The sequence below is a fragment of the Mesorhizobium sp. BR1-1-13 genome (genome assembly GCF_020165515.1).
Lineage (GTDB): Bacteria > Pseudomonadota > Alphaproteobacteria > Rhizobiales > Rhizobiaceae > Mesorhizobium.
Genome location: NZ_JAIUIH010000003.1, coordinates 429,038 through 454,556, shown reverse-complemented (window position 1 = coordinate 454,556; position 25,519 = coordinate 429,038). Strand labels below are relative to the sequence as shown.

The window sequence follows — 25,519 nt, the reverse complement described above, 5'->3', positions numbered from 1 at the left end:
AAAGGCCGATATTCAGCCGATGATGCCCATGATGTCGGATTCCTTCATGATCAGAAGGTCTTCGCCATTGAGCTTGACTTCGGTGCCCGACCACTTGCCGAACAGAATGCGGTCGCCAGCCTTGACGTCCAGGGGCACGAGCTTGCCAGCTTCGTCGCGGGCGCCGGAGCCGACGGCGATGATCTCGCCTTCCTGCGGCTTTTCCTTCGCCGTGTCTGGGATGATGATCCCGCCGGCGGTCTTGGATTCGGATTCGACCCGGCGTACGACCACGCGGTCATGAAGCGGGCGGAACTTCGACTTTGCCATGTTTTCTTCCTCGATGAGAACGGTGAGAAACAGTTCCTCCGTCCGGCGAAGCCGGACAATCTACAAAGCCCGGGGTAGCGGACCTGTGGTTAGCACTCACCAAGGGCGAGTGCTAACGTGGCGGTGAAATAGGCTGCTGGCCGGCGAGAGTCAAGGCGCGCGCGAGCGGGCAGCGGCGCGAAATTTTGTTTTCCGCGAAAGCCCGCTCGCAGAACGTGCCAGTTGCCGCCGGCCTTTCATGCGAAATGCGCCGGTTCCACCAGCAATCGATGGCGAAACAAGGCGCGGAGGGGTGCTCTGCCGCTACCGGTCAGAGATCCTGCCGCCCGACACTTCGATACGCAAGACGTGTCGATGTCAGGGGAGAGAGGGGCACGAAAGCCGCCGCCGAAACTACAGAAACAATCTCAGCTGCGTGTGGATGATGGACCTGTAGTCGTCGATCGTGCGCCGGCCTTCCTTCTCGTCCTGCGTCAGCGCCAGCCGCACGACGCCGCCGGCAAGCTGGAAGATCAGGAACACCACGCGCGCGAAGTCTTCGCGCCGGTCGGGCCGCAGCATCGGAGCGACGTGGTCGCAGAACATCTTGGCCTGGTGCCTTGTCTCTGCGATGTCGAGGTTCTGCAGCGCCTTGTCGGCCTGGATCGCGTTCTGCAGATCCTGGATGGCCGGGTCGTCGGCCACGCGCTGGTAATAGTCCTCGAGCATGCGGTCCGCGGCAGCCGTTACGTCCTCAAGCCCGCTTATTTCTGTGATGATCACACCGAAGCGTGCGCGGCTTTCTTCCGAGAAGCGCTCATAGAGCATAGCCAGGATCGCCGATTTGTTGGGAAAATAATGGTAGACGGTGGCGATCGGTCCGCCCGCCAGTGCGCCCACTTCCTTCATCGTCACCGCGTCGATGCCTTTTTCGCCGATCAACCGCATGGTCGTCGAAAGGATCGCGTCAATGCGTTCGCGGCTCCGCTCCTGCTTGGGCCTGCGCCTCGGCGCCGTCGCCATCCGTCTTGCTTCCGCCATGCGCCCAATCTCTCGCGAGAGCTGCAAATTCCCGGTTGACAAGAAACATGATCAAGTATCAGTTTCGTGAATGCTGACAAGTTGTCAGTTTTTTTATCGCGCTGCAAGGACGTTGGGAGGCGCCTCGTGACTGCGACGGAAGCCGTACAAGCGGAAAATGGCGATTGGCTGGTCGGCAATCCGACCGGGGTCGAGCTCGGCTCCGCATTATGGATCGGCTCGGTCGGGCTGCTGATCCTCGGGCTTCAGCCGGTGCTGCTTGGCGCTCTCTACACCGAGGGCCATGTCAGCGGCGATGAACTGGCGCTGGTCGCCACCGCGGAGATGATCGCCATCGCCATCGGTTCAGCCGTGGTGGCGATGCTGTTTTCCGCGCGCAACATGCGCTGGAAAAGCGCCGTCCTTCTGATCCTGCTGGCCCTGGCGAATGTATGGACGGCGCACGCCGCAAGCGCCAATGCGCTGATCGCCGCCCGCGCCCTCGCCGGGCTGGCTGAAGGTGGTCTGGTCGCGATCGCCACCGAACTGATCGCCCGTTCGCGCCGGGCCGAGCGCATCGGCGGCTATTTCATGACGCTGCAGACCCTGGCGCAATGCGCGCTCGCTCTGCTTTTGGCGCTCTATGTCATTCCCAAGGCCGGGTCGTCCGGCGGCTTCATCGTGCTTGCCGTCGTCTGCATCGTCTCGCTGGTGGCCGCCATCACCGTGCCCGGTGACTACGCCGACCTGCCGAAAGAGGAGAACCTGGCCAATGTGCTGACGGTTCCGTCGATCACCGCGCTAGTGTCGGTTTTCTGCTACTTCATGTACTTCGGCGCGATCTGGGCCTTCCTTGAACCGCTCGGTGCGCAGTATGGGATTGATAGCTGGACCGTCGGCCTGATCGTCTCGGCCAGCCTGGCGACGCAGGTCCTGGGCGCGATCACGGCAACCGTGTTCGAGGCGCGCATCGATTACCGCATTGCCATTGCGGCCATCGGTGCCGTCGCGCTGGTCTCCTCCCTTGTTCTTGCCAGCGCACCTGGCCTGACGACATTCTGGATCGCCGCCCTGGTCATGGGCTTCATCCTGTTGTTCATCGTACCCTACCAGATCCGGCTGGCGATCACGGCGGACGAGACGCGTACCGCCGTGCTGCTGGTGCCGGCCGCACAGCTCTTCGGCCTGGCGATCGGGCCGGTGGCGGCGTCGCTGCTCATCGACGGCAAGGATTTCCGGCCCGTGCCGGAATTCGCTGCGGCAAGCGCGTTTGTCAGCGTGGCCCTGCTTGGCCTGTTCGTGGCCACTATGCGCCGTCGGCGCGTCTGACGGGACGGCCAGATGTCGACGATCACCGCGCGGAACTGGAGCAACTGGTCGGGCTTCGTGCGCGCCGAGCCGAAGCTGGTCGCCACTCCAACCGACGCCGGCGAGCTTGCCGATCTGGTGCGCACGGCACCTGGGCCGCTGCGCGTGGCGGGTGCTGGCCACTCCTTCACGCCGCTGGTGGCATCGCAAGGCGCGATCGTTTCCCTGGAGAAGATCGAGGGGCTGGTCTCGCACGACGTACAAAGCCATCGCGCGCGGGTGCGGGCAGGGACGCGGCTCGGCCCGCTGATGCACATGCTGCAAGGCATCGGCCAGGGCCTGCCCAATATGGGCGACATCGACCGCCAGGCGATCGGCGGCGCGCTGGGCACCGCCACCCATGGTTCCGGGCTGACACTGGGTGCTTATCACACCCGGTTGGAGACGGTGCAGATCGTGGATGGGCGGGGCGAGTTGCGCGAGTTCGATCAGACCCGCGACCAGGACATGATCCATGCGATGGGCGTTGCGCTCGGCTCCTTCGGCATCTTGAGCGAAGTCACGCTGAACAACATCGCGACCTACCGGCTGCGCCGCCGCAAGTGGGTGCTGCCGATCGCCGACATGCTGCGCGACTTCGAGACGATGATGGCCGCGCACCGGTCGGCCGAATTCTACTACATTCCGTTTTCCGGCTACGCGCAGTTCATCGCCAGCGACCTCAGCGACGCGAACCCGACCACCAGGCCCACCGACGACGACGAGGCCGGACTGGCGACGCTACGCAAGCTGAGCAGGGCGCTGCGCCGGCTGCCATGGCTGCGCCGCTCTTTGATCCGCGGCGCCGTGAAAAAGGTGGCGGCCGAGGATTATGTGCAGGACTGGCTCAACGTCTATGCCAGCGACCGGCAGACCAAGTTCAACGAGATGGAGTATCATCTGCCCTTCGAGGAGGGGCCGAAGGTGATCACCCAGATCATCGAGCTGACCGAGAAGCACTTTCCGGAAGTCTATTTTCCGATGGAGGTGCGCTCGGTGGCACCCGACATGTTCTGGCTTTCGCCCTTCTACAAGCGTCTCACCTGCTCGATCGCCATTCATCACGATGCCGCCAACGACCCTGAACCCTTCATGCGGGCGGCCGAGCCGATCTTCCGCAGGCATGGCGGCCGGCCGCATTGGGGCAAGATGCACAGCCTGAAGGCGGCGGATCTCAAAAAGCTCTATCCGCGCTGGGATGATGCCATGGCCGTTCGGCGAGACACCGATCCCGAGAACCGTTTCGTCTCGCCCTACATGGCCGGCCTGTTCGGCATCGGCCAATGAGCGGCTATTTCACCGCGCTGTCGGATGCGTTGAGGGCAGCCGGCGTCTTTCAGCCTTGTCTCGTGCTCGACCGCGACCGGCTGGACCGCAACATCGACCTGGTGAAGCAGAGACTGGCGCCCGGCCTTGCCGTGCGGCTGGTCGACAAGTCGCTTGCTTGCCTGCCGCTGCTTTCGCACATCGCCGGGGCGCTCGGCACCCATCGCTTCATGACGTTTCATCCGCCGATCACAAGGGCCGTGCTCGACGCTTTTCCCGATGCCGACATGCTCTACGGCAAGCCGATGCCGGTCGGCGCGGCAAAGCAGGCGATTTCAGGCGGCACCGCCGACTGGTCGCGCGTCTGCTGGCTGATCGACAGCGAGGAAAGACTGGCGGAATACGGCGCTCTGGCCGCCGAACTCGAGACCGAGTTGCGCATCGTTTTCGAGATCGATGTCGGGCTGCATCGCGGCGGGTTCGCCGAACCGCAGGCCTTGTCGAAGGCATTGAACGCGCTGCCCGCCCGGTTGCGCTGCGAAGGCGTCATGGCCTATGAGGCGCACGCGCCGCACATTCCCGGTCTGTTCGGCGGGCCCAAGAAGGCGCTGGCAGAGGCGTCGCAGCGGGCCGCGGCGTTCATCGCGGCTCTCGGCGAGGACCAGCGCCGAATACTGAACATCGGCGGCTCGAAGACCGCGTTGCTTCATCGTGGCGGCATGGCCAACGAAGTGTCGATCGGGTCGGCCTTCGTGCTGCCCGGCGATTTCGACACGCCCGGCCTCGACGGCTTCCAGCCCGCGGCCTTCATCGCCACGCCGATCCTCAAGGTGGTCGAGCCGATGCTGCCAGGCCCGCCGGCGGTCACCCGCCTGCTGCAGACGATCGGTCGGTTTCCGCGCAAGGGTTGCTATCTCTATGGCGGCAAATGGATGGCCGAACCGGTGTTTCCCGAAGGCATGAAGGCCAATGGCCTGCTTGGCCTTTCTTCGAACCAGCAGTTCATGGGCCTACCCGGCGATGCCACCACCAGGTCCGGCGACTACGCCTTCCTGCGCCCAACGCAGAGCGAGGCGGTGCTGCAGCAGTTCGGACCGATCGCGGTTTTTTCGGGCGGCAGGCTCGTGGACCGCTGGCCCGCGCTGCCGATGGGGTAGGGCGTTGCGGCCATTGCTTCACCACCCGGATGAGCTCGACGGTCGTGCCGAACGGCAATGCTTCAGCGGTAGCGCGCCTGGTTCCATCGGTGGCCAAGCAGCGACAGGATGATGATCAGCCCGTTGAAGAACTGCACATAGAAGCCGCTGAGGCCGGCGGCGACGACGCCGGTCTGGATGAACGCCACCGTCAGTGCGCCGATCGCGCCGCCAAGCACGGTACCGATGCCGCCCCAGGTCGGCGTGCCGCCCACGAACACCGAAGCCAGCACCGGCAACAGATAGCCGTCGCCGGCGGTTGGCCACCAGGTGAAGTTGATCATCGTCGAGAAGGTGCCGCCGATCGCGGCCCCGATGCCGACGAAAACGAACACCTTGACCTTCACCCGCTTGACGTCGATGCCCATCTGCTGGGCGCTGTCGGGATTGTCGCCGACCACCTTCACCTGCGCGCCGAAGCGGTGGCGGTTGTAGAGCAGCGCGGCGAAGACGACGAAGGCGAGCGCCCACAGAATCTGCACCGGAATGCCGTAAACCTGGCTGGAAAAGATCGTATAGGTCCAGCTTTGCCCGAGCGTCGGCAGCGCGGTCGACTTGCCTTCGTTGATGATCTGGATCAGCCCGCGCAGCAGGAAGTTCATGCCGAGCGTGGCGATCAGCGACGACAGGCTGCCATAGACGACCAGCACGCCGACCAGGAAGCCGAGCAGCATGCCTGTGGCGAGTGCTGCGACGATGCCGAGGAACGGATCGTAGCCGGCCTGAACGACCAGCGCGAAAACCCACGAGGCAAAACCCATCGTCGCCGGAAACGACAGGTCGATTTCGCCGGCAGTGACGACAAAGACCAGCGGCACGACCACGAACAGCGCCACCGGCAGCGTGGTCAGCACCGAGCTGTAAAGAAACCAGGTGGTGAACACGGTCGGATTGGCGATGGTGAAGGCGACCATCATCACCACGAACACGCCGAGCGTGCCCAGCGCCGCGCGATTGTCGAGAACGAAGCCGCGCAGCAAATGATCGGACGGGTGCTTCCACGCCGCTTCGCCCATTTCGGTACGGGGCGAGGGGGCATGGCGATTGGGTTCGGCGATGTTGCTCATGGCCTTGTGTCCTCCGCGCGCTGGGCTTCGCCCAAGCCGGGCAGGCCGCCGGGATGCGCGAGGTCTTCCATGAAATTGACGAGCGTGTCGGCCGACTTGATGTCGCATTTGTCGACCTGTAGCGCCACAGTGCCACGATCGAGCACGACGAAACGGTCGGCGATGTCGAAGACATGGTGGATGTTGTGGCCGATGAACAGGATCGAGCGCCCGCTCGCCCGCACCTGGCGCACGAAGTGGAAGACCTTGGCGGTTTCGGTCAGCGACAGAGCCGTCGTCGGCTCGTCGAGGATGATCAGGTCGGCCTGCTTGTAGATGGCGCGCGCGATCGCCACGCCCTGGCGTTCGCCGCCGGAAAGCTGGCCGACAACGGACTGCGGCGTGAACACTTTCGAAGTGAAGCCGATCTCGCGCATCAGCCGGCTCGCCTCCCTGATTTCGGTGCCGACCTTCAGCCAGCCGAGGAAACCGGTGAGTTCGCGCCCCATGAAGATATTGCGCACGATGGTCTGCTGCACGGCCAGCGCACGATCCTGGAATACGGTCTCGATGCCGGCGTCGCGCGAGCGCGCCGCGTTCCAGCCGGTGACCGGTTTGCCGCGAACGAGGATCTCGCCACTGGTGGGCTTGACCGCGCCGGCAAGAATCTTGATCAGCGTCGACTTGCCGGCGCCATTGTCGCCGATCAGTCCGACCACCTCGCCGCGGTCGACGCTGAGATTGACCCCGCCAAGCGCATAGACCTGGCCGTAGGATTTCGTGATGTCGCGCAGTTCGATGATGCGTTCGGCCATCGGGTCCTCGCTTGCTTGTCGCATGCCGGCTCTCGCCGGCGGTCCCGCCGGCCGGGCCTAAGCCCCCGGCCGGCGGCTTGGGAGGTCAGCGCAGTGCCTGCTTGGCCAGTTCGGCGACGATCTTGTAATTCTCAGGCGTGACGAAGCCGGCGCCGGTATCGACATTCATCGGTGCCAGTCCCAGCACCACTTGCTGGCAGAGGCTGAGGATCGGCAGATAGCCCTGCATGAACGGCTGCTGGTCGGCGGTCAGTTGCACCCAGCCGCCCTTGAAGGCCTCGACGATCTGCGGGCTGGTGTCGAAGCCGAAATTGAAGATGTCGCCCGGCTTCCGGCCCGCCGCCGTCATATAGGTCTGAGCGTTCCCGAGCATCTGCCCGCCGGGGTAGCCGACGGCCTTCACGCCGGGATTGTTGAGCAAGGCGGCGGTGATCACCGGGATCGCCAGATTCGGATCGGCCGCCCATTCGGTTGCGGAATTGATTTGAACGACATCGATGCCGGCCTCTTTCAAGGCGGAGACGGTTCCTCGCTCGCGGGCGCCGCGGCTCTCGTTCTCGAACGGGCCGATCATGATGGCCTTGTCACCGGCCTTGAGCTTGGCCAGCTTGAAGGCTTCCGCGCCAAGCGCGCGGCCCTGCTGTTCCTGCTGCGCGCCGACATAGCCCCCGCCGAAGGCCGCCACCACCGTCGGCACCGGCACGTTTTGATACATCATCTTGATGCCGTCCTTATGCGCCTGTTCGGCCAGCGGCATGATGGCGGCGTCGCCGGGATGGCCCATCATGGCAATGCCGCTGGGCTTGACAGCGACCGCCTCGCGCAGCTGCTGGACCATCTTTTCGATGTCCCAGCCTGAGAAGATGTAGTCGACCTTCGGTCCGAGATCGGCCGCAGCCTGCTTGGCGCCATTGTAGACAATGGTGCCGAAGGCGTCGCCCTCGGCGCCGCCGACGAAAAAGCGGATGTGAACGTCCTTGCACCATTGCGCGTCGAGCGCCTGTGCCGGCAAGGTGGAGATGGCGGCGAGCGCGGTGGCGGCCGCCACCACGGTCGTGCGCAGAAGTGTCGTTCTCTTGGCGATGCTCATGCACGTTCCTCCCTTTGTCCTCGCGAGCGAGGGTTTCGACATCTGCTTCGGCAATCCCGTCCGGCTCCTCCCGCCGGCCAATTCTCACGTCGGGTTCGGCAGGTAGCTCAGGCCTCCTCTGCATTGCTGGAGATATTCCAGCGCGCGGACCTGGCCTGTCATTTCAAGATCGTCGCGATAGACCGGATCGTGCCAACCTTCGATATCGATGGCGCCCTTGTATCCGGCCAGCCGCAATTCGCTGATCACACGCGTCCAGTCGCTGTCGCCGAAGCCGGGCGTGCGCATCTGCACGAAAGGCAGGCGGCCGAAGACGCCGTGCTCGCGGATGACATCCCAGCGCACCGTCGCGTCCTTGCCGTGGACATGGAAGATGCGCGGCGCCCATTTGCGGATCTGCGGGATCGGGTCGATCAGGTAGACGAGCTGATGGCAGGGCTCCCATTCCAGGCCGAGATTGTCGTTGGGCAATTCGTTGAACATCAGCTCCCAGGCATCGGGATTGTGGGCGATGTTCCAGTCTCCACCCGCCCAGTTGCCGTCCATGGCGCAATTCTCGAAGGCGATGCGCACGCCCTTGTCGGCCGCGCGCCTGGCCAATTCGCCCCACACTTCGCGGTAGCGCGACAGGCTGTCGGTCAGCGGCTTGCCGCGAATGCGACCGGTGAAGCCGCTGACCAAATTGGTGCCGAACAGATGCGCATTGTCGATCACCGTCTCCCAGGCCTTGAGCACGCCCCGGTCGGTATCGCCGATCTCGAGCGGATTGCCGAACACGCCGATCGAGGAGAGGGTGACGTCGGCGTCGCCGATCGCCTCGCGAATCTCGCCGGCCAGCCGCGGCAGGTCCTTGCCGCCCAGCGTCTGCCAGAAGAAGGGCTGAATGCTCTCGAAGCCGAGCGGCAGGATCTGCCTGATATAGGCGGCCGGATCTTCGAGATTGGCCCGCACCATGGTGCCGATCCTGATGTCGAGAAGCGGGTTCGGCATGATCATCCTTCCTGCCTGGGGATTTCGATCCGGAGCCCGGTCTCGGCGCTTTCGATCGCTGCGAAAACCATGGCCAGGCTCTTGACGTTGTCGGCCCCGCGCGTCTCCGGCTCTGTGCCGGTTTCCACGGCGCGGACGAAATCTTCCATGACGCCGAGATGCCCGCCGATGCGGTCGGTAGGGTCGAGCGGCGGCACCGCTACCGGCACGACCTTGTCGAGCAGGCCTTCACGTTCCGGCAGCACGGCTTCGGCCTTCAACTCGTCATGACCATCCCAGGTCAGGCTGCCGCGTTCGCCGACGATGCGCCAACTGCCTTCCCAACTGGTGCGGAAGCCGTCGGCGCACCAGCTGCCGCGATAGGTGAACATCTTGCCCTGGCCGAGTTCGAAGGTGGCGCTTGCCGACGATCCCTGCCGGTACCAGGAATTGGCCGGCTCCCATTCCCGGCAATACACTTCGGTCGGCTCGCCATCTATCATGTAGCGGGCGGCGTCGAACGTATGGATCGCCATGTCGAGCAGCAGCACGTGGCGCATGTCTTCGCGGAAACCGCCGAAATGCGGCGCAACGAAAAAATCGGCGTGGATGCTGGTCGCAGCGCCGATGGCGCCGGAGCCGAGAAAGCGCCGGATGCGCCGGACGTTGGCGACGTAGCGGCGGTTCTGCACCACGGCATGGACGCGTCGCGCACGCCGGGCAGCGTCGATGATGGCGCGCGCATTGTCCGGGCTGTCGGCCAGCGGCTTTTCCGTCAACAGATGACAGCCATGGGCAAAGGCCGAATTCGCCACGGCGCGGCGGGCGGCGGGCACGACCACATCGAACACCGCATCGGGTCGGGTCTGGCCCAGAATGGCGTCGAGATCGGTCCCGATCGCGACCCCGGCGAGGTCGTATTCGCGGGCCCGCTGGCGCGCCCTGTCGGCGTCGAGGTCGACGAGACCGACGATCCTGACGGCAGGGGATTGGCTGATGGCCTCGAGCCAGGTTTTGCTCATGGCTCCGCACCCGACCAGGACGACGTGCATCATCCAGCGCTCCTCCGGCCAACCCCTCCTGGCTGGCACCACGGCAGTCCGTAAATGACTTCCGTAAACGTTTACGATGACACACCCGATGGCGTATATTGTCAATCGGATTTGTACCGTCGGTTCTGAAACGCCTTGGCCGCACGACCGGCTGGTGCTAGCCAGAAGCAGGAGGGGGAGGTCTTGGCGTCCAGCATTCACGATCTTGCGCGGCACCTGAATATTTCGATCGGTACGGTCTCGCGCGCGCTTAACGGGCGTGCCGACGTGAACGCCGAGACACGCCAGCGCGTGCTCGAGGCGGCCCGGAAGCTCAATTATTCACCGAACCATTCGGGCAGGAACCTGCGCCGCGGCACCACTCATGCAGTGGCTTTCATGCTGCAGCCGCATCCGGGCGATCAGCAATATGGCGAGCCGTTCTTCATTCCCTTCCTCACCGGACTGCAAGCGACATTGGCCGAATGCGGGCTGGACCTGATCATCGTCATGGGCGCGCCGGCGGATTATCAGCAGGAGCGGCTGCGCCGCGTCGTCGAGACGCGTCGTGCCGATGCCGTCGTGCTGGCCTGGACGCGGCGCGAGGACGATCGCATCGACTATCTGAGCAAGGCCGGCTTTCCCTTCGCGACGCTCGGCCGAAGCCGGTCCGGCGACGACAGCTATCCCTCTCTGGATCTGGATTTCGAGAAGGCGGGCGCCGATGCGGTCGACCGGCTGGTTACGCGTGGCCACCGCCGCATCGCCGCCATCCGGCCGTCGCTTGACCTGAATTTCGGTTATCTGTTTCTGGAGGGTTATTGCAAGGCGCTGCGGCGGCACGGCATCGAAGTCGATCCCGGCCTGATTGTGGATGGTTTTATCAACGAAGCCGGTGGCTACGCGGTGACACCGCAAGTCATGCGGTCGAAGGATCCGCCGACCGCGATTATCTTCAACAACGACTCGATGGCGCTCGGCGGCTGCAAAGCGCTCGCCGAAATGGGGATCAAGCCCGGGCAGGATGTCGCGGTGATCGTCATCGTCGACACGCCGCTCTGCCGTTATTTCTCGCCGGCGCTGACCGGCTTTCGTCCGAGCCTTGACCCGATGGGGCGGCGGCTTGGCGAAATCCTGCTCGCCTCGCTCCCGGCTTTCGCCGGCGCGAAAGGGCCAGAGATCATTCGCGAGGTCTGGCCGCTGGAACTGGTGGCGCGCGATAGCGATTGACCAGACGATTGTATTGTTATAACAGAACATACATCGACCTTGCCTTGACGCTGCCTGCATCCTAGGCTCCGACTCGTGATGGTCCCCGCGCCGCAAGGCAAGGGGTGAAAAGGGAACATGGTGAAGCCCGATTTTCGGGTCGAAGCCATTGCTGCCCGCAGGAACTGCCGATCGGCATCATCACCAGCTCACTCGGCGCCTTCTTCGTTGTCACCATGCTGATCCGCAACCGCTTGTGATGGGTGTAGCGGCGGCCGCAAATCATGGGACGCAGCCATGATTGTGCCGCACGGCTGCCATGCACGTTTGCCGGCTTCTGGAACAGTGCCGGACTTGAATGATAAGCACGCTTATTATATATCCCACTCATGGTTTCCGAAGGCGTAGACAGATTGGGATTTTTGATCCACGACGTGCAGCGGCTGATGCGAAAGCGCTTCGAAGCGCGCGCCAGCGGCCTTGGCCTGTCCTCGGCGCAATGGCGCCTGATGGTTCGCGTCGCCAAGGAAGCCGGCGTTTCGCAGGCGCGGCTTGCCGAACTGCTCGAAATCGAGCCGATCAGCGTCTCGCGGCTGGTCGATCGGATGGAGGAGGGCGGCTGGATCGAGCGCCGCTCCGACGCCGCCGATCGCCGGGTGCGCATGATCTTCCCAACTCCCAAGGCAAGTGCCGCGTATGCGGAGGTCAAGAGCCTCGCCGGCGAAGTCTATGAGGAGTCGCTGACCGGCGTTTCGCCGGACGATCGCCGCGTCCTGATCAGGGCATTGGATGCGATGGCACAGAATCTCGCGGATGGCGATTCACCGTCCTGCGACAAGGTCAAGAATACGGAAGGCGCAGCAGCATGAACGCGGTAGCCAAGGTTGACGAAAACGCCGCCAAAGTGGAAATGGAAGCGCCGCAGCAGCCGGCCGCGGCCCCTGTTACAGTGGCACCTCCGGCAGAGCCGGCACCGGCGCCAAGGAAGAAGCGCCGTCTCGGCCGCTTCTTGTTGATGTTCGCCCTGCCGGCGGCGTTGGTCATTGGTGGCGGCTATGTCTGGGTCACTGGGGGGCGCTACCAGGAGACGGAGAACGCCAACCTGCAGCAGGCCAAGGTATCGATCGCCTCGGACACGGCGGGCCGCATCGTTCAGGTCGCAATCTCGGACAACCAGAGCGTGAAGCAAGGCGATCTTCTCTTCGCCATTGACCCCGAGCCTTACCGGATCGCGCTTGCGCAGGCCGACGCGGCGGTGGCCGCGGCGCGGCTCAACGTCGAGCAGCTGCGTGCCGCCTACAGCCAGGCCATGGCGCAGGAGAAATCCGCCAGCAGCGAAGTTGCCTATGCCCAGTCGCAATACGACCGTGCCGCCGATCTCGCCCAGAAAGGCATCAACGCCAAGTCTTCGCTCGATGAGGCCAGGAACGATCTCGACAAGGCAAAACAGCAGCTTGCCGTCGCCGAGCAGGGCATCGTCAGCGCCAAGGCCGCGCTGGGCGGCAATCCCGATATCGAGACCGACAAACATCCGACCGTGATGTCGGCGCTCGCCGCGCGCGACAAGGCTGCCTACGACCTGGCGCAGACCACCGTGAAGGCGCCCGCCGATGGCGTCGTCTACCAGGCCGCTTCCTTCAAGGTCGGCCAGTATGTCGGCTCCGGCACGCCGTTGTTTTCATTGGTCGAGACCGGCGATACCTGGATCGACGCCAATTTCAAGGAAACGCAGCTGACCAATATGAAGCCGGGCCAGAAGGCCGAAATCGTGGTCGACACCTATCCGGGCAGGACCTTCGAAGCGACCGTCAAGGCCATCGGCGCCGGCACCGGCGCGGACTTCTCGCTGCTGCCCGCCCAGAACGCCACCGGCAACTGGGTCAAGGTCACCCAGCGCATTCCGGTCCGTCTGGAGCTGAGCGATCCCGACGCCAAGATGATGCTGCGCACAGGCATGAGCGCGGCCGTCACCGTCGACACAGGCGTGGCGCGCGGCCTGCCTGGCATTTTCGGCCACGCCACGGCTGGCGAGGCCGCGAAGTAAATCAGCGGAAGCCCGCGGGGATCATGCGGGTGGACGCACAGAGCAGGGGGATTGGTCTGATGGGAGGAGTGGAAGGGTCAGCCTTCGGGGCAAACCGCATCGCGGTTTGATCGAAAGCTGAAATCTTCGACACGGACCCGTCGGTCCTCATGTTTCCGGGCGGCAGGCATCCGCTCAATCGAGACTTTCGGTCGATGTAACCCCCACATCGATAATCGCGTCCCACCGCGATGAGGGTCTCTCAACGGAAGGCTTTGCCGCCCGGAAACCCTGTGTACACGTTTTTGTTACCGGCTGGAAGTTCCGCATCATGAGCACGCCAGAACCTTTCAAAGAAGTGCCGCATCGCGGCCTGATCACGGTTGCGCTCATGCTGGCGACGATCATGCAGGCGCTCGACACCACGATCGCCAACGTCGCGCTGCCGACCATGACCGGCGATCTCGGCGCCTCGCCCGACAACATCAACTGGGTGCTGACCTCCTACATCGTCGCGGCGGCGATCATGACGCCGGTCACCGGCTGGCTTGCGGACCGTTTCGGCCGCAAGGAACTGTTCCTGACGGCGGTGGTCGGCTTCACCATCTTCTCGATGCTGTGCGGCCTGGCCTGGAGCCTTGAAACCATCGTGTTGTTCCGGCTCATGCAAGGCGTGTTCGGCGCCGCGATCGTGCCGCTGTCGCAGACCTTCCTGCTCGACATCAACCCGAAGGAACGTCACGGCCAGGCAATGGCCATCTGGGGCGCCGGCATCATGCTGGGGCCGATTCTGGGTCCGACGCTTGGTGGCTGGCTGACCGAGAATTTCAGCTGGCGCTGGGTGTTCTTCATCAACCTGCCGGTCGGTATCGTCGCCTTCCTCGGCATGGCCGCTTATCTGCCGGCCATTGCGCGGCGGGTGCGAAGCTTCGATTTCTTCGGCTTCGCCATGATATCGCTCGGCGTCGGCGCGCTGCAGCTGCTGCTCGATCGTGGCGCCGAGGTCGACTGGTTCTCGTCGGTCGAGATCTGGATCGAGCTTGGCCTTTCGATAACTGGCTTCTGGGTGTTCATCATCCACACGATGACCGCGGAGCATCCCTTCATCGACCCCAAGATCTTCCTCGACCGCAATTTCGTGACCGGGCTGGCGTTCATCTTCGTCATGGGCGTGCTCATTCTGGCGAGCATGTCGCTGCTGCCGCCCATGCTGTCGACCATCTTCGGTTATCCGACCATCACCATCGGCGTCGTGATAGGGCCGCGCGGCGTCGGCACGATGATTTCGATGCTCGTCGTCGGCCGGCTCATGAGCAAGGTCGACGCCAGAATCCTCGTCGTCATCGGCTTCCTCCTGACCGCGCAGTCGCTCTACACGATGGCCGGCTTCTCGCCGCAGATGGACAACTGGCTGATCATCACTTCCGGCATCATCCAGGGCCTGGGAATGGGAATGGTATTCGTTCCGCTGTCGACGGTGGCCTTCGCCACGCTTGACGTGCGCTTCCGCACCGATGCCACGGCTTTGTTCAGCCTTGTGCGCAACCTCGGCTCTTCCATCGGCGTATCGGTCGTGACGGTGCTCATGGTGCGCAATACACAGATAAATCACGCCGAGCTTTCCGCCTTTATCAATCCGTTCAACCCCAATCTGTGGGCGGTTTCGCCGGCGGCGGCCGGCGGCGACCAGATGGCATTGTCCCAGGTCGACAGGATGGTGAACATCCAGGCGATGATGATCTCCTACGTCAACGACTTCAAAATCCTGATGATCATGACGCTGGCCGCCATTCCGTTCGTGATCCTGCTGCGCAAGCCGAAGACGGCGCCGGCTGGCGGCGCGCCGGCGGCACATATGGATTGATATTCGCCGACGGCTGTCCGCTGCCGGCGATGGCTTTGCTACCTTCCGAGCACCAGGGCCCAGTAGCGGAGGCTGGGGTCGCGGCCGTCGCGGACATAGGCAAGCCCGAAACGGCTGAAGTCCGCGTCGAGTATGTTGCGCCGGTGGCCGGTCGAATGCATCCAGATATCGAACAGTTTCTGCTGGTCGAAGCGGCCTTCGGCGATGTTCTCGGCCGCAGCGCCGCGCACGCCATTGTCCTTCATGCGCGAGGCGAAATCCTTGCCCCAGCCGGTGGTGTGACTCATGCGCGTCCGCGACGCCATGTAGCCGGCCTGCTGCAACGCCGCCTGTTCGAGCTGGGTGTCCGCGGTCAGCGGACTCCGCCCGGCCGCGGCGCGCAAGTCGGCTAGGGTGGCCGTGGCGGAGGAAGAGACACCTGCGCCCTCACCGGTGGGCACGGAAACGGTGCTGCAGGCGGCAAGCCCCGCAATGGCCGCAAGACCGATCAGCAAGGAGCGCCTTGTCGGGCGCGGTTCTGGAGGGAGGTCGATGACAATGCTCATTCCTGCCTGCATAGTCGCGATCATGGCTTTTGACGGGCAAGCCGAAGAAACTGTCGAGGAAATTGATGCCTTGGCCTTCGCTGATCGCACCGCGTAGTCTTCAAACGTTCCGTTTGGCCATCCAGCTTCGAATGACCCACCATCCGAGAAATCCGATGTCGAAGATCGCGCGGCTTCTGCCGGGCAGCGATGACAATCCCGTGATGGCCTGTCCGGAACCATCGAATTGGCGACAGCCCCTGGCAAATCGGGTATGCTGTTACATCTACTAGTGGCAGCTACGGGCGGCCATCACGGTGGTGACCGCCCCCGACAAAGGGAGAAAGCTTATGGCCAGCTTTCATGTCATGGCGGACGCGCGTGGAATGCATGTGCAGCCCACGGTGCGCCACATCACCACATCGGACCTCTGGGATGCGCTGCGGCTCGGTGCCGAGGATTTCTGGGCAAAACCGTCTCACTACGTTTTCCTGTGCCTGATCTATCCCATCGTCGGCTTGATCCTGACGCAGTGGACGTCTGGCTCCAACGCCATTCAGCTCGTCTATCCCTTGATGTCGGGTTTCGCCCTTGTCGGCCCTTTCGCCGCGCTCGGCCTCTACGAGATCAGCCGCCGCCGCGAGCTCGGCATGAACACCAACTGGCGGCATGCCCTCGATGTCCGCCACTCGCCGGCGGTACCTTCGATCGCGGTCATCGGCATCATGCTTTTCGTGCTGTTCCTGTTGTGGCTGTTCACCGCGCAGTCGATCTACACCAGCCTGTTCGGCGACCAGCCGCCGGCTTCGATCGGCGCCTTTGTCCGCGACGTGCTGACGACCAGCAAGGGCTGGACGCTGATCCTTCTCGGCAACGCCGCCGGCTTCGTTTTCGCCGTGATCGTGTTGGCCACCACAGTCGTCGCCTTCCCGCTGCTGCTCGACCGTGATGTCGGCGCCGTTTCGGCCATAGAAACCTCGGTGCGGGCGGTGATGGCAAACCCGCTGCAGATGGCTCTTTGGGGCCTGACGGTCGCGGTGCTGCTGGTGATCGGTTCGATCCCGCTGTTTGCCGGGCTCGCGGTCGTTATGCCCATCCTTGGCCATGCCACCTGGCACCTCTACCGCAAGGTGGTGGAGCCGGAGCGGACGCAGCAGACAAGACGGCCGATGTAGACCAACACCGGGCCCGCCCTCAGCGCTGCGCGTCGGTCGCCATCTTCAGCGCCAGCGCCGTCAGCACGCCTCCCATCATCCAGCGCTGGATGACCAGCCACAAAGGCCGCCCGGCGAGAAAGGCGGCGATGGAGCCGGCCGTCACCGCGATGATGGCATTCACGGTCAGGCTGATCGAAATCTGCGTCGCGCCGAGCACAAGAAGCTGAGACAGGACGTGACCTTCGCCAATGCTGATGAATTGCGGCAGCAGCGACAAATAGAGCACCGCCACCTTCGGATTGAGCAGATTGGTCATCAGCCCCATGGCGAACAGCTTGCGCGGCCCGTCTTTCGGCAGGTCGCGCACCTGGAATGGCGAGCGTCCGCCCGGCCTCACCGCCTGCCAGGCCAGCCACAGGAGATAGAGCACGCCGGCAAAGCGCAGCGCATCATACGCGAAGGGCACGGCCAGCAGCAGCGCGGTGATGCCGAAGGCCGCCGACAGCACATAGAAGAGAAAACCGACGGCGACCCCGCCAAGCGAGATCAGTCCGGCCTTCGGCCCTTGCGACAGGGAGCGCGAGATCAGGTAGATCATGTTTGGACCCGGCGTCAGCACCATGCCCAGGCAGACCAGCGCGAAGGCGAGGTGGTTGGCGGTATCGGGCATTGTTCGTCCCCAGGCGTGCCGCGATGGATGCGATCCGGCGTGCGGCCCCTATGTGCCCGTTGCGGCAGGCGCCCACAAGGGCTTGGCGTCGCCAGGCGTTGCGCCAGAGTTCGGTTAACCGACCACGCGCAGGTTCGACAATTCGTTGCCGATTTCCTTGAAATCGTTCGACAGGCTGGCGCCCGTCGCGTTCCAGAACAGCTTGGCGGGTTTGCTCGGGTCCGCCGGGTCCTTGCGGAAGCGCGAGTCCGACGAGCATGATTTCAGCGCATCGATGGCGTTCTTGTCGCTGGTCTTGGTCGTGGACAGGTCGAGAGCCACCGTCATCACCATGATGTTGGCCGCCTTGGCGTTGTTGCAGAGCGTCGTCATCTGCTCGTTGAGCGCGCTGGTGTAATTGCCGTTCGAATAGTCGAACTGGCCGATGGCGCTGGATGTGCCCATGAACAGGCGCCCGACCGAGGTGCCGGCATAGCCGGGCTTGAGATAGCCGTAGGACGCGTAGGTCGACTTCGAATCGGCGGGGTCGGAATAGCTGAGCGAGGAAGGCGTGTAATAGGTGTTGGCGCCGTCGGTCAGCACGATCACCACCTTGTCGTTGCCTTTTTCTGTTTCCGGGCGCCCCTGCGTGAACGGCTCGCCGCTCGAGACCACCCGCCAGCCCCAGCCCATGCCCTCGGGAACATTGGTGCCGCCATCCGGCTGCATCAGGTCGATCGCGGCCTTGATCGTGGCGAGCCCATCGGCGACGCTGACGTCGGTCAGCGGCGTGATCGGGTTGGTGGTGCAGCTGTAGTTCGGGCCGTTGCCTGCGGGCAATACCGGCGCATCGATCGGTCGCGGCTGGAAATATTTGGCCATGTTGCGCAGCCGGACTTGGCCGCTGCTGCTCGAAGGATCGTCGTTCCACCAGCTGTTAATGGCGCCGTAGGTCCTTGGCGCGGCTTCGTTGGGATCCTGGGTGATCTTCCAGTGATTGCCGGGTTCATCCGGGGCGAACATCGGCACGAACATCGTCGCCGGATCGCCCACGCCTATCCCCGTGTTGGCCGAGCCGCCGGACGGCGGGGCGTCGTTGACATTGTAGGGGTAGGGCCGGGCTTCGACACAGCCTTGCCAACTGGCGAACGGACCGTAGGAATCGACATAGTCGTACGCGTCGTAACTGCGCTTGCAGGTATTGTTCCAGTTGTATTCAGCACAAACAACGTGCTTGCTGTTTTTAACACGCTCATGGCTGGTGACGACCTTCATGTCGCGGTAGAGCGAAAACCGGGTCAGCATCTGGCCTTCCTCGTCGCCCCAGCCGGTGCCGCGCTTGTACCAGATGCCGTTGGTCTGCTGGGCGTATTTGTTGGCGGCGTTCAGCGTCGACCAGTCGAAATTCTCGTTCGACACCGGTGACAAGCCCTCGGTGTCCATCCAGGACGCATTGCCATTGCCAGGACCGACATTGACCGAGGCGGCAAAGGGTACGAGGCCGAACTGCACCGGCTTGTCGACCTGCTTGATCATCGCGGCCTGTTGGGCAAGCGTGTCGACCAACTGCTTCGCCGCAGTCTTGAGGAGATCGATGCGCTTCTGCCCCGAGCCGGTTCCGGGCGTGACCATCGATCCGGAATTGTCGAGCACCAGCGCCACTTCGAGCGTGTTCTTCAGCCGCACCTCAGAGCATGCGGTGAAGCCGATATTGGTGGCGCCGGTGCCGCCGAGCAGTATCTTCGCCGTCGGCAGGAAGTAAGGATTATAGGTCAAGGTGCCGCAAAGCTTCATTGTTCCGCCGCCAGCGGCGTTGCTGGGCAAAGTGAGGTTGAGCGTCGTGTTGGCGGGATCGACATCGTTCAGATTGGCGTTGAAGAAGTCGAGCGCATAGGCCCTCAGCTGGTCGTCGGTGGCGCCTTCCGTCAGGCGGCGCGCCGTGGCGAAGTTGGCGGCGTCGAGCGCGTTCAACACCGTCTGCTTTTCGCGGTTCATTTCCGTGAAGTCGACCGCGAGCGCAAGCCCGCCCATCAGCGGGACCATCGCGAAGGCCGTCATGAGAGCATAGTTGCCGCGCCTGTCGCGGCGGAACTGACGCCAGATTTCACGCATGTCTTGCAGCGGCCCCCGCCGGCGGATTCTCGATCGGCGCCAGCTTTCCACAAAACGCTGAAGGACGGGTTTGGGAAACCGCTCGATTGCTTGGTTCGCGCTTCACCAAGCACTAACCAATCTGGAGCGGCCCCCCGGTGCCGTCCAGAACGACGCCCCGCCGATGCAGGGCGTCGACGTGGAATTCGTCGGATCAGCTGACGATGCGCAGGTTGGACAGCTCGTTGCCGATCGCCTTGAAATCGTCGGACAGCGTTGCGCCCGTCGAATTCCAGAACAGCTTCATCGGCTTGTTCGGATCGGTCTTGTCCTTGCTGAAGCGGGAATCCGAAGAACAGGCCTTCAGCGCATCCATCTGCGTTTTCTCCGCCGTCTTGGTGGCGTCCAGATCAAGCGCGATGGTCATAACCATGACCCCGGCGGCCTTGGCGTTGTTACAGAGCGCGGTGAAATGCTCGTTCATCGCCTTGGTGTAGTTGGCGTTGCTGTAGTCGTCCTTGGTGACATCGGTGCCGAGGAACATGCGGCCATAGGTATAGCTTTTGATGAAAGGTACGACGTATCCGAGAGCCGCATAGATCGCCTTGCTGCCGGCCAGGTCGTTGCCGCCAGAACTCCAATTGGTTCCAGAGTAGGTCTGCGCCGTCACCGAGGTCGGCGTGTAGTAGGTATTGGCGCCGTCGGTCAGCACGATCAGCACCTTGTCGTTGCCCCTTTCCGTCTCGGGCCGTCCCTCGGTGAAAGGTGCGGTGCTGGAAAGGGTTCGCCAGCCCCACGCCATGCCTTCCGGCACGTTTGTGGCACCGGCGGCCGCCATGGCGTCGACAGCGTTCTTGATCAAAGTTGCGCCGGCTGTCGTGGAAACATCGGTCAGGGGCGTGATTGCCGTCGTGCTGCAGCTTGTATTCGGCCCGGCGTCCATGCCGTAGGCCGGCGTCACCGTAGTGCCCGGATCATTGAAATATTTCGGCATGTAGCGCTGGCGTTCGGCGCTGGTGACTGGCGGCACAAGTGTCCCTGACGGCACATCGGCACGCCAATTGTTGTTGGCCGGGCGGCTGCTGCTGTCGATGAGATCGGTTTCATCGGGCGCGAACATCGGCACGAACAGGGTAGCGGGTATGGACGCTGCGGTATCCTGGATGTTGTATGGATAGGGCCGAGATTCGACACAGCCTCCCCAGTTGGCAACCGTATCGTAGGTGTAGGTCCTGCAACTGCCGTCCCGGTTCCTTGAACTGCACCCCGTGGTGCGTTTCATCTGTTTGTAGATCGAGAACCGGGTCAGCGGCTGGTCTTTCTGGCTCGCGTCCCAGCCGGTGCCTTTCGCGTACCAGACGCCGGCGATGTTCTGCGCGTATTTGGTGGACGAAAAGGACGAACTCATGGTCGTCCAGTCGAAATTCTCATGATGGATAGGCGAGATGCCGGTCGTGTCCATCCACGCCGCCGAAGCGTTGCCCGGACCGACATTCACCGAGGCGGCAAAGGGAACCAGGCTGAACTGGACCGGCTTGGTGACCTGCCTCATCTGCTGGGCCTGGCCGGCCAACTGGTCGACCAGCTGCTTGGCGGCGCTCTTGAGAAGGTCGAACCTCACCTTGTTCGAGCCTTTGCCGAGCTCCTTCATGGAACCGGAATTATCGAGCACCAGCGACACTTCCAGCGTGTTCTTCAGGCGCACTTCGGAGCAGGTGCTGAAGCCGATATCGGTGCTGCCGGCGCTGCCGCCCAGCAGTAGTTTAGCCGTCGGCTCGAAATAGGGCTTGTAGACCAAGGTAGCGCAGAGCTTCAGCGTCCCGCCGCCCGTGTTGTTGTTGGGCAGCGTCACGGCCAGCGTGGTGTTGGCCGGATCTATATGCGCGAGATTGGCTTCGAAGAAATTCTTGGCATAGGCCACCGCGTCGGCGTCGCTGGCGCCGGCAACGATCTGCTGGGCCGTGGCGAAGCCTGCCGCGTCCAAGGCATTCAAGGCGTTTTGCCTTTGGCCCACCATTTCCGTATAGTCGACGGCGATAGCCACGGCGCCCATCAGCGGCACCATGGCGAGCACGGTCATCAGCGCATAATTGCCACGCCGGTCGCGTCCGAATCTTCGGATCATTGTCACAGCTGCCCCGCGAAATCGATAGTCATTGGGGACGGTGTCATAAATCGTTAAATTTCAGGTTTCTGGAATATATCCAAGGTCAGGCCGCACCTTCAAAGCTCGTTAACCAACCGGTGAACGGTGGCGGATGTCCGCTTCAGGGCGAAAGCTGGTGACAGGCTGGGCCGGTTCGGATAATTCCAACCGGCTGCGGCAAACCGTCGGCTGCGGCACCGCAACGATCATGACTGAAGGATACGGCATGGCGGCCTCGCCTGACATTATCGGTTCGCTCGAAGACGTGTCGAAGAACTATTCGGCCATTCTCTGCGATGTCTGGGGCGTGGTGCACAATGGCGAGACACATTTTCCGGCGGCGGCTTCGGCGCTGACGGCAGCCCGTTCGGCCGGCATCCCCGTCGTCTTGATCACCAATTCGCCGCGCCGCAGCGCCGACGTCGTGGCCCAGATGAACGTCATCGGCGTTCCCCCATCGGCATACGACCGCGTGGTCACCTCGGGCGACGTGACCCGCGACCTGATCGTGGAAGGCCCGCGAAAGATCTTCCATGTGGGCGCCGAGCGAGACTTGACCCTCTATGACGGGCTCGACGTCGATCTCGTGGAGGAGTTCGAGGCATCCGGCGTCGTCTGCACCGGCCTGTTCGATGACGAAGTGGAGAAGCCCGAAGATTATGCGGAGCTGCTGCGGCGGCTGCGCGCCAGGAACCTGCCTTTCATCTGCGCCAATCCGGATATCATGGTCGAGCGCGGCGAACGCATCATCTGGTGCGCCGGCGCCCTGGCGCGCGACTACGCGCAGCTCGGCGGTCGCACGCTGATCGCCGGAAAGCCTTATGCGCCCGTCTATGATGTGGCGATGAAGGAGGTGGCGGAGATCCTTGGCCGGCCGGTCGAGCGCCGCCAGGTGCTGGCCATCGGCGACGGCATGCTGACCGACATCAAAGGCGCGGCCGACAACGGTTTCGACGTTCTCTATGTCTCGGGCGGCATCCATGCCCGCGACTATGGCGATGCATCGCAGCCGGATCCGGCAAGGCTCGCCGCGTTTCTTGACAGGCACGGCTATCATCCAGTGGCCGTCATTCCCAGGCTGCGGTAGATGGCGATGGACGCTTTCCAGCACCTTTCGGCAACCGCGCCGCTGCCGGCCGATTTGCGCAGCGGCGTTGTCGCCATCGGCAATTTCGACGGCGTCCATCGCGGTCACCAGGCGGTGCTCGAACGGGCATTGGCGGAGGCGCGGCGGCGTGGCGTGCCGGCGCTGGTGCTGACTTTCGAACCGCACCCGCGAAAGGTATTCAGGCCCGAAATACCGCTGTTCGTGCTGACGCCGCCGCCGATGAAGGCGCGGCTCCTGTCGCTGCTGGGCTTTGCCGCGCTCGTCGAACAGCCTTTCACGCGCGACTTCGCCTCGCTATCGGCGGAAGCCTTCGTGACCGACGTTCTGGAGAGAACGCTTGGCATCACCCATGCGGTGACCGGCTTCGATTTCCATTTCGGCAAGGACCGCCAGGGCGGGCCGGCCTATCTGATGGCGGCTGGCGAGCGCCATGGCTTCGGCGTCACGCTGGTCGATGCATTTCGGGACGAGAGCGCCGAGGTGGTTTCATCGAGCCGCATCCGCGCCTTGCTTTGCGATGGTGAGGTGGCGGAGGCCGCCGGCCTGCTCGGCTATCGCTTCACGGTGGAGAGCGAAGTCGTGAACGGCCAGAAACTGGGGCGAACGCTCGGCTTTCCGACCGCGAACATGAGGCTTCCTGCCGAGGCCACCCTCAGGGAAGGCATCTATGCCGTTCGCTTTCGCCGCGCCGACGGAAGGCTGCATGATGGCGTTGCCAGCTTTGGCCGCCGTCCGACCGTCGACGATGATGGCGCGCCGCTTCTGGAAACCTTCGTCTTCGATTTTTCCGGTGACCTCTATGGCGAGATCTGCGAGGTGTCGTTCTTCGGTTACCTGCGCAGCGAGGTCAAGTTCGACGGGCTTGATGCGCTGGTCGCGCAGATGAAGCGCGACGAGGCCGAGGCGAGAGCACTGCTGGCCGGCGTCAAGCCGCTTTCGCAACTCGACGCGGCCATGGCTTTTTGAAGCATGATCCCGAAAAGTGGAGCCCGGTTTTCGGGTTAGATCATGTTCGAATCAGACGTTATTTTTTCAGCGCCAGACCGACGGCGATGAAGGTCCAGCCCTGGAAGATCAGGTCGATTGCCAGGAACAGGCCGAGCACCCATACGCTGTTGACCGGCCAGCCCATGGCTATGATCAACCCTGCGATCGCTCTGATGGCGCCGGCCGCGACGATCCAGCCCCAGCCGCGCTCAGGCCGGTGGCTGTAGCCGACCCAGGCGCGCAGCACGCCGGAAGCGACGAGCGCGACGGCCAGCAGGAAGGTCAGCACCGCCGAGGCCAGCAGCGGGTTGTCGAAGGCGAAAAAGCCCGCGACCGCGTAGAGCAATCCGCTGAGCAGCCAGTAGAAGAAGCGGCCCCACGTCTTGACCCCGAAGGCATGCATGATCTCGATGATGCCGGCCACCAGCATCAGCCACCCCACGACATAGACGGAAGCCACCGTAGCGATGAAGAGGTTGCCGAAAGCAATGCCGCCGAGGATCAGCAGCAACACGCCCAGGCCAACAAACCATCCCCACTTTGCTCGCGTCTGTCCGATCGCGTCCTTCAGTGCATCGCCGTGCAAGGTCATGTCGCCACCTCCATCGAGGACCGCCAGCAGGAATGAAGTTACCCTCGGTGCCGACCCGCGTCCAGCCGACGGCGGCCGGATGGTGCAAGCAATGCGAGCCGGACGTCTCGACCTTAAATCAAATTTTACCAAAGCCTCTTCAAAGCTGTGACCGAAAGACAGTCGTATCGTGTTAATGGGGTAGCCATGAGTCCGGTCGGGAAAATTTCTGCAGCCTTGGCTACCGTCATGCTGGCTACCTCGGGTGCGGCCGATGCCGGCGGGGGCGCCTTCGGCTGGCTGTCCGGCGATTGGTATCTGACGGTCGGCGCCACCGGCATGGTGGCGCCTAATTTCGAGGGGGGCAAGAAGTACCTGCTCAGCGCCTCGCCGATTATCTCCTTGGGCAAGGCTGGCCCGGCGGCCCGCTTCACCTCGCGCAACGACAACATTTCGCTGGCGCTGGTCGATGACGGCGGCGTCCGCGCCGGCCTGACCGGCAAGTTCCTGTTCTCGCGCGACGACGGCGATGCCGACGAGCTGAAAGGCCTCGATCCGGTCCGCTGGGGCGGCGAGGTGGGCGGCTTCTTCGAATTCTATCCGACGGACTGGATACGTGCGCGTGCCGAGCTGCGGCACGGCATCCGCGCCCATAACGGCTTCGTCGCCGACATCGCCGCCGACGCCTTCTACGATGTGACGCCAACCGTCAGGATTTCTGGCGGGCCGCGCGTCTCGTTCGCCTCCGCCAAATATTTCGACGCCTATTACGGCGTCAACGCGCAGGAAGCCGTGGCCTCGGGGTTGAACCAGTATAATCCCGGCGGCGGCCTGAAATCGGTCGGCCTTGGCGGTGCGGTGACGTGGAAGGTGACCGACCCGATGACTGCCAGCCTGTTCGGCGAATATTCGCGCCTCGAGGGCCCGGCCGCCGATTCCAGCCTGGTCAAGGAGCGCGGCGACCGCAACCAGTTCATGATCGGCGTGTCGACGACCTATCGCTTCGATTTCAAGATGTAGGTGAATCGAACGAGACGCTTTATTCCTGCGCTCATCTCCGCTAAAAGCCCACCAATGACGAGCTTTTCGCGTTCTGTCGCGATTACGATACGAATTACCAGC

23 protein-coding genes are annotated in these 25,519 nt (G+C 63.4%); 11 read left to right on the top strand and 12 right to left on the bottom strand.

The genetic code is table 11. The features are described from left to right. Positions 1–12: 12 nt before the first annotated feature. On the bottom strand, positions 13–309 hold the full coding sequence (groES, locus tag LB533_RS09820; RefSeq protein WP_006203049.1) for a co-chaperone GroES: 297 nt from the start codon (positions 307–309) through the stop codon (positions 13–15). 393 nt (positions 310–702) lie between these two features. Beyond that, positions 703–1,329, bottom strand: coding sequence for a TetR/AcrR family transcriptional regulator (locus LB533_RS09815; RefSeq protein WP_181169235.1), 627 nt, complete (start codon positions 1,327–1,329; stop codon positions 703–705). A gap of 126 nt (positions 1,330–1,455) precedes the next feature. Here LB533_RS09815 and LB533_RS09810 point away from each other — a divergent pair, with 126 nt between their 5' ends. From LB533_RS09810 to LB533_RS09800, 3 genes are read left to right on the top strand one after another with little or no spacing between them, the layout of a single operon-like run. Then, positions 1,456–2,637, top strand: a complete 1,182-nt coding sequence (locus LB533_RS09810) for an MFS transporter (protein WP_140637698.1) — start codon at positions 1,456–1,458, stop codon at positions 2,635–2,637. Positions 2,638–2,649: 12 nt separating this feature from the next. Next, positions 2,650–3,942, top strand: a complete 1,293-nt coding sequence (locus tag LB533_RS09805; protein WP_140637699.1) for a D-arabinono-1,4-lactone oxidase — start codon at positions 2,650–2,652, stop codon at positions 3,940–3,942. Beyond that, a complete protein-coding gene (locus LB533_RS09800; protein WP_140637700.1) occupies positions 3,939–5,078 on the top strand; it encodes a DSD1 family PLP-dependent enzyme in 1,140 nt (379 codons plus the stop codon). The genes LB533_RS09805 and LB533_RS09800 overlap by 4 nt, the downstream gene beginning before the upstream one ends. Positions 5,079–5,140: 62 nt before the next feature. Here LB533_RS09800 and LB533_RS09795 read toward each other — a convergent pair whose 3' ends face one another. From LB533_RS09795 to LB533_RS09775, 5 genes are all read right to left on the bottom strand, one after another. After that, positions 5,141–6,184: an ABC transporter permease gene (locus tag LB533_RS09795; RefSeq protein WP_140637701.1), complete on the bottom strand. Its 1,044-nt coding sequence runs from the start codon at positions 6,182–6,184 to the stop codon at positions 5,141–5,143. After that, positions 6,181–6,978 (bottom strand): ATP-binding cassette domain-containing protein, encoded by a 798-nt coding sequence (locus tag LB533_RS09790; RefSeq protein WP_140638289.1) that lies wholly within the window; start codon positions 6,976–6,978, stop codon positions 6,181–6,183. Before LB533_RS09790 ends, LB533_RS09795 begins: the two co-directional genes overlap by 4 nt. Before the next feature lie 85 nt (positions 6,979–7,063). Then, positions 7,064–8,068: a substrate-binding domain-containing protein gene (locus tag LB533_RS09785; protein WP_224677084.1), complete on the bottom strand. Its 1,005-nt coding sequence runs from the start codon at positions 8,066–8,068 to the stop codon at positions 7,064–7,066. 84 nt (positions 8,069–8,152) lie between these two features. Then, a complete protein-coding gene (locus LB533_RS09780; RefSeq protein ID WP_181169236.1) occupies positions 8,153–9,058 on the bottom strand; it encodes a sugar phosphate isomerase/epimerase family protein in 906 nt (301 codons plus the stop codon). Positions 9,059–9,060: 2 nt separating this feature from the next. After that, the gene (locus tag LB533_RS09775; RefSeq protein ID WP_140637703.1) at positions 9,061–10,092 is read right to left on the bottom strand and encodes a Gfo/Idh/MocA family protein; all 1,032 of its coding nucleotides are present in this window, start codon (positions 10,090–10,092) and stop codon (positions 9,061–9,063) included. Between the two features lie 180 nt (positions 10,093–10,272). Between LB533_RS09775 and LB533_RS09770 the strand changes: the two genes are divergently transcribed. From LB533_RS09770 to LB533_RS09755, 4 genes are all read left to right on the top strand, one after another. Further along, on the top strand, positions 10,273–11,298 hold the full coding sequence (locus tag LB533_RS09770; RefSeq protein WP_140637704.1) for a LacI family DNA-binding transcriptional regulator: 1,026 nt from the start codon (positions 10,273–10,275) through the stop codon (positions 11,296–11,298). Positions 11,299–11,666: 368 nt separating this feature from the next. Beyond that, complete coding sequence (locus LB533_RS09765) at positions 11,667–12,146, top strand: MarR family winged helix-turn-helix transcriptional regulator (RefSeq protein ID WP_140495025.1); 480 nt, start codon at positions 11,667–11,669, stop codon at positions 12,144–12,146. Beyond that, a complete protein-coding gene (locus LB533_RS09760) occupies positions 12,143–13,321 on the top strand; it encodes an HlyD family secretion protein (protein ID WP_140637705.1) in 1,179 nt (392 codons plus the stop codon). The genes LB533_RS09765 and LB533_RS09760 overlap by 4 nt, the downstream gene beginning before the upstream one ends. Before the next feature lie 310 nt (positions 13,322–13,631). Beyond that, positions 13,632–15,164 (top strand): DHA2 family efflux MFS transporter permease subunit, encoded by a 1,533-nt coding sequence (locus tag LB533_RS09755; RefSeq protein ID WP_140637706.1) that lies wholly within the window; start codon positions 13,632–13,634, stop codon positions 15,162–15,164. Positions 15,165–15,202: 38 nt separating this feature from the next. Here LB533_RS09755 and LB533_RS09750 read toward each other — a convergent pair whose 3' ends face one another. Then, positions 15,203–15,709 carry a CAP domain-containing protein gene (locus LB533_RS09750; RefSeq protein WP_140637707.1) on the bottom strand — a complete coding sequence of 169 codons (507 nt, stop codon included), beginning with the start codon at positions 15,707–15,709 and terminating at the stop codon, positions 15,203–15,205. A gap of 329 nt (positions 15,710–16,038) precedes the next feature. Between LB533_RS09750 and LB533_RS09745 the strand changes: the two genes are divergently transcribed. After that, the gene (locus LB533_RS09745) at positions 16,039–16,863 is read left to right on the top strand and encodes a DUF2189 domain-containing protein (protein WP_224677083.1); all 825 of its coding nucleotides are present in this window, start codon (positions 16,039–16,041) and stop codon (positions 16,861–16,863) included. A gap of 19 nt (positions 16,864–16,882) precedes the next feature. Here the strand turns inward: LB533_RS09745 and LB533_RS09740 are convergent, their stop codons facing one another. The 3 genes from LB533_RS09740 to LB533_RS09730 all read right to left on the bottom strand — a co-directional run bounded on the left by LB533_RS09740 (position 16,883) and on the right by LB533_RS09730 (position 21,710). Then, positions 16,883–17,515, bottom strand: a complete 633-nt coding sequence (locus LB533_RS09740) for a LysE family translocator (RefSeq protein ID WP_140637709.1) — start codon at positions 17,513–17,515, stop codon at positions 16,883–16,885. A 114-nt stretch (positions 17,516–17,629) separates the two neighbouring features. Continuing rightward, a complete protein-coding gene (locus LB533_RS09735) occupies positions 17,630–19,606 on the bottom strand; it encodes a TadE/TadG family type IV pilus assembly protein (protein WP_181169237.1) in 1,977 nt (658 codons plus the stop codon). A 193-nt stretch (positions 19,607–19,799) separates the two neighbouring features. Beyond that, positions 19,800–21,710, bottom strand: a complete 1,911-nt coding sequence (locus LB533_RS09730; RefSeq protein WP_140637710.1) for a pilus assembly protein — start codon at positions 21,708–21,710, stop codon at positions 19,800–19,802. Between the two features lie 247 nt (positions 21,711–21,957). Here LB533_RS09730 and LB533_RS09725 point away from each other — a divergent pair, with 247 nt between their 5' ends. Together LB533_RS09725 and LB533_RS09720 are read left to right on the top strand one after the other, a co-directional pair. After that, positions 21,958–22,818: a TIGR01459 family HAD-type hydrolase gene (locus LB533_RS09725; protein ID WP_224677155.1), complete on the top strand. Its 861-nt coding sequence runs from the start codon at positions 21,958–21,960 to the stop codon at positions 22,816–22,818. 6 nt (positions 22,819–22,824) lie between these two features. Then, positions 22,825–23,805, top strand: coding sequence for a bifunctional riboflavin kinase/FAD synthetase (locus tag LB533_RS09720; protein WP_140638293.1), 981 nt, complete (start codon positions 22,825–22,827; stop codon positions 23,803–23,805). A 58-nt stretch (positions 23,806–23,863) separates the two neighbouring features. On the opposite strand, the gene LB533_RS09715 is transcribed toward LB533_RS09720, so the two are convergent. Beyond that, positions 23,864–24,418 (bottom strand): HdeD family acid-resistance protein, encoded by a 555-nt coding sequence (locus LB533_RS09715; protein WP_224677082.1) that lies wholly within the window; start codon positions 24,416–24,418, stop codon positions 23,864–23,866. A 228-nt stretch (positions 24,419–24,646) separates the two neighbouring features. On the opposite strand from LB533_RS09715, the gene LB533_RS09710 reads away from it, so the two are divergent. Further along, positions 24,647–25,417: a MipA/OmpV family protein gene (locus LB533_RS09710; RefSeq protein ID WP_224556794.1), complete on the top strand. Its 771-nt coding sequence runs from the start codon at positions 24,647–24,649 to the stop codon at positions 25,415–25,417. Positions 25,418–25,519 lie beyond the last annotated feature (102 nt).

Excerpts from the sequence above, each read along its gene's own strand:
- groES (WP_006203049.1), bottom strand. The coding sequence starts at position 309 with ATGGCAAAGTCGAAGTTCCGCCCGCTTCATGACCGCGTGGTCGTACGC.
- LB533_RS09815 (WP_181169235.1), bottom strand. The coding sequence starts at position 1,329 with ATGGCGGAAGCAAGACGGATGGCGACGGCGCCGAGGCGCAGGCCCAAG.
- LB533_RS09805 (WP_140637699.1), top strand. The coding sequence starts at position 2,650 with ATGTCGACGATCACCGCGCGGAACTGGAGCAACTGGTCGGGCTTCGTG.
- LB533_RS09800 (WP_140637700.1), top strand. The coding sequence starts at position 3,939 with ATGAGCGGCTATTTCACCGCGCTGTCGGATGCGTTGAGGGCAGCCGGC.
- LB533_RS09795 (WP_140637701.1), bottom strand. The coding sequence starts at position 6,184 with ATGAGCAACATCGCCGAACCCAATCGCCATGCCCCCTCGCCCCGTACC.
- LB533_RS09790 (WP_140638289.1), bottom strand. The coding sequence starts at position 6,978 with ATGGCCGAACGCATCATCGAACTGCGCGACATCACGAAATCCTACGGC.
- LB533_RS09785 (WP_224677084.1), bottom strand. The coding sequence starts at position 8,068 with ATGAGCATCGCCAAGAGAACGACACTTCTGCGCACGACCGTGGTGGCG.
- LB533_RS09780 (WP_181169236.1), bottom strand. The coding sequence starts at position 9,058 with ATGCCGAACCCGCTTCTCGACATCAGGATCGGCACCATGGTGCGGGCC.
- LB533_RS09775 (WP_140637703.1), bottom strand. The coding sequence starts at position 10,092 with ATGATGCACGTCGTCCTGGTCGGGTGCGGAGCCATGAGCAAAACCTGG.
- LB533_RS09765 (WP_140495025.1), top strand. The coding sequence starts at position 11,667 with ATGGTTTCCGAAGGCGTAGACAGATTGGGATTTTTGATCCACGACGTG.
- LB533_RS09760 (WP_140637705.1), top strand. The coding sequence starts at position 12,143 with ATGAACGCGGTAGCCAAGGTTGACGAAAACGCCGCCAAAGTGGAAATG.
- LB533_RS09755 (WP_140637706.1), top strand. The coding sequence starts at position 13,632 with ATGAGCACGCCAGAACCTTTCAAAGAAGTGCCGCATCGCGGCCTGATC.
- LB533_RS09750 (WP_140637707.1), bottom strand. The coding sequence starts at position 15,709 with ATGAGCATTGTCATCGACCTCCCTCCAGAACCGCGCCCGACAAGGCGC.
- LB533_RS09745 (WP_224677083.1), top strand. The coding sequence starts at position 16,039 with ATGGCCAGCTTTCATGTCATGGCGGACGCGCGTGGAATGCATGTGCAG.
- LB533_RS09740 (WP_140637709.1), bottom strand. The coding sequence starts at position 17,515 with ATGCCCGATACCGCCAACCACCTCGCCTTCGCGCTGGTCTGCCTGGGC.
- LB533_RS09735 (WP_181169237.1), bottom strand. The coding sequence starts at position 19,606 with ATGCGTGAAATCTGGCGTCAGTTCCGCCGCGACAGGCGCGGCAACTAT.
- LB533_RS09730 (WP_140637710.1), bottom strand. The coding sequence starts at position 21,710 with ATGATCCGAAGATTCGGACGCGACCGGCGTGGCAATTATGCGCTGATG.
- LB533_RS09725 (WP_224677155.1), top strand. The coding sequence starts at position 21,958 with ATGGCGGCCTCGCCTGACATTATCGGTTCGCTCGAAGACGTGTCGAAG.
- LB533_RS09720 (WP_140638293.1), top strand. The coding sequence starts at position 22,825 with ATGGACGCTTTCCAGCACCTTTCGGCAACCGCGCCGCTGCCGGCCGAT.
- LB533_RS09715 (WP_224677082.1), bottom strand. The coding sequence starts at position 24,418 with ATGACCTTGCACGGCGATGCACTGAAGGACGCGATCGGACAGACGCGA.
- LB533_RS09710 (WP_224556794.1), top strand. The coding sequence starts at position 24,647 with ATGCTGGCTACCTCGGGTGCGGCCGATGCCGGCGGGGGCGCCTTCGGC.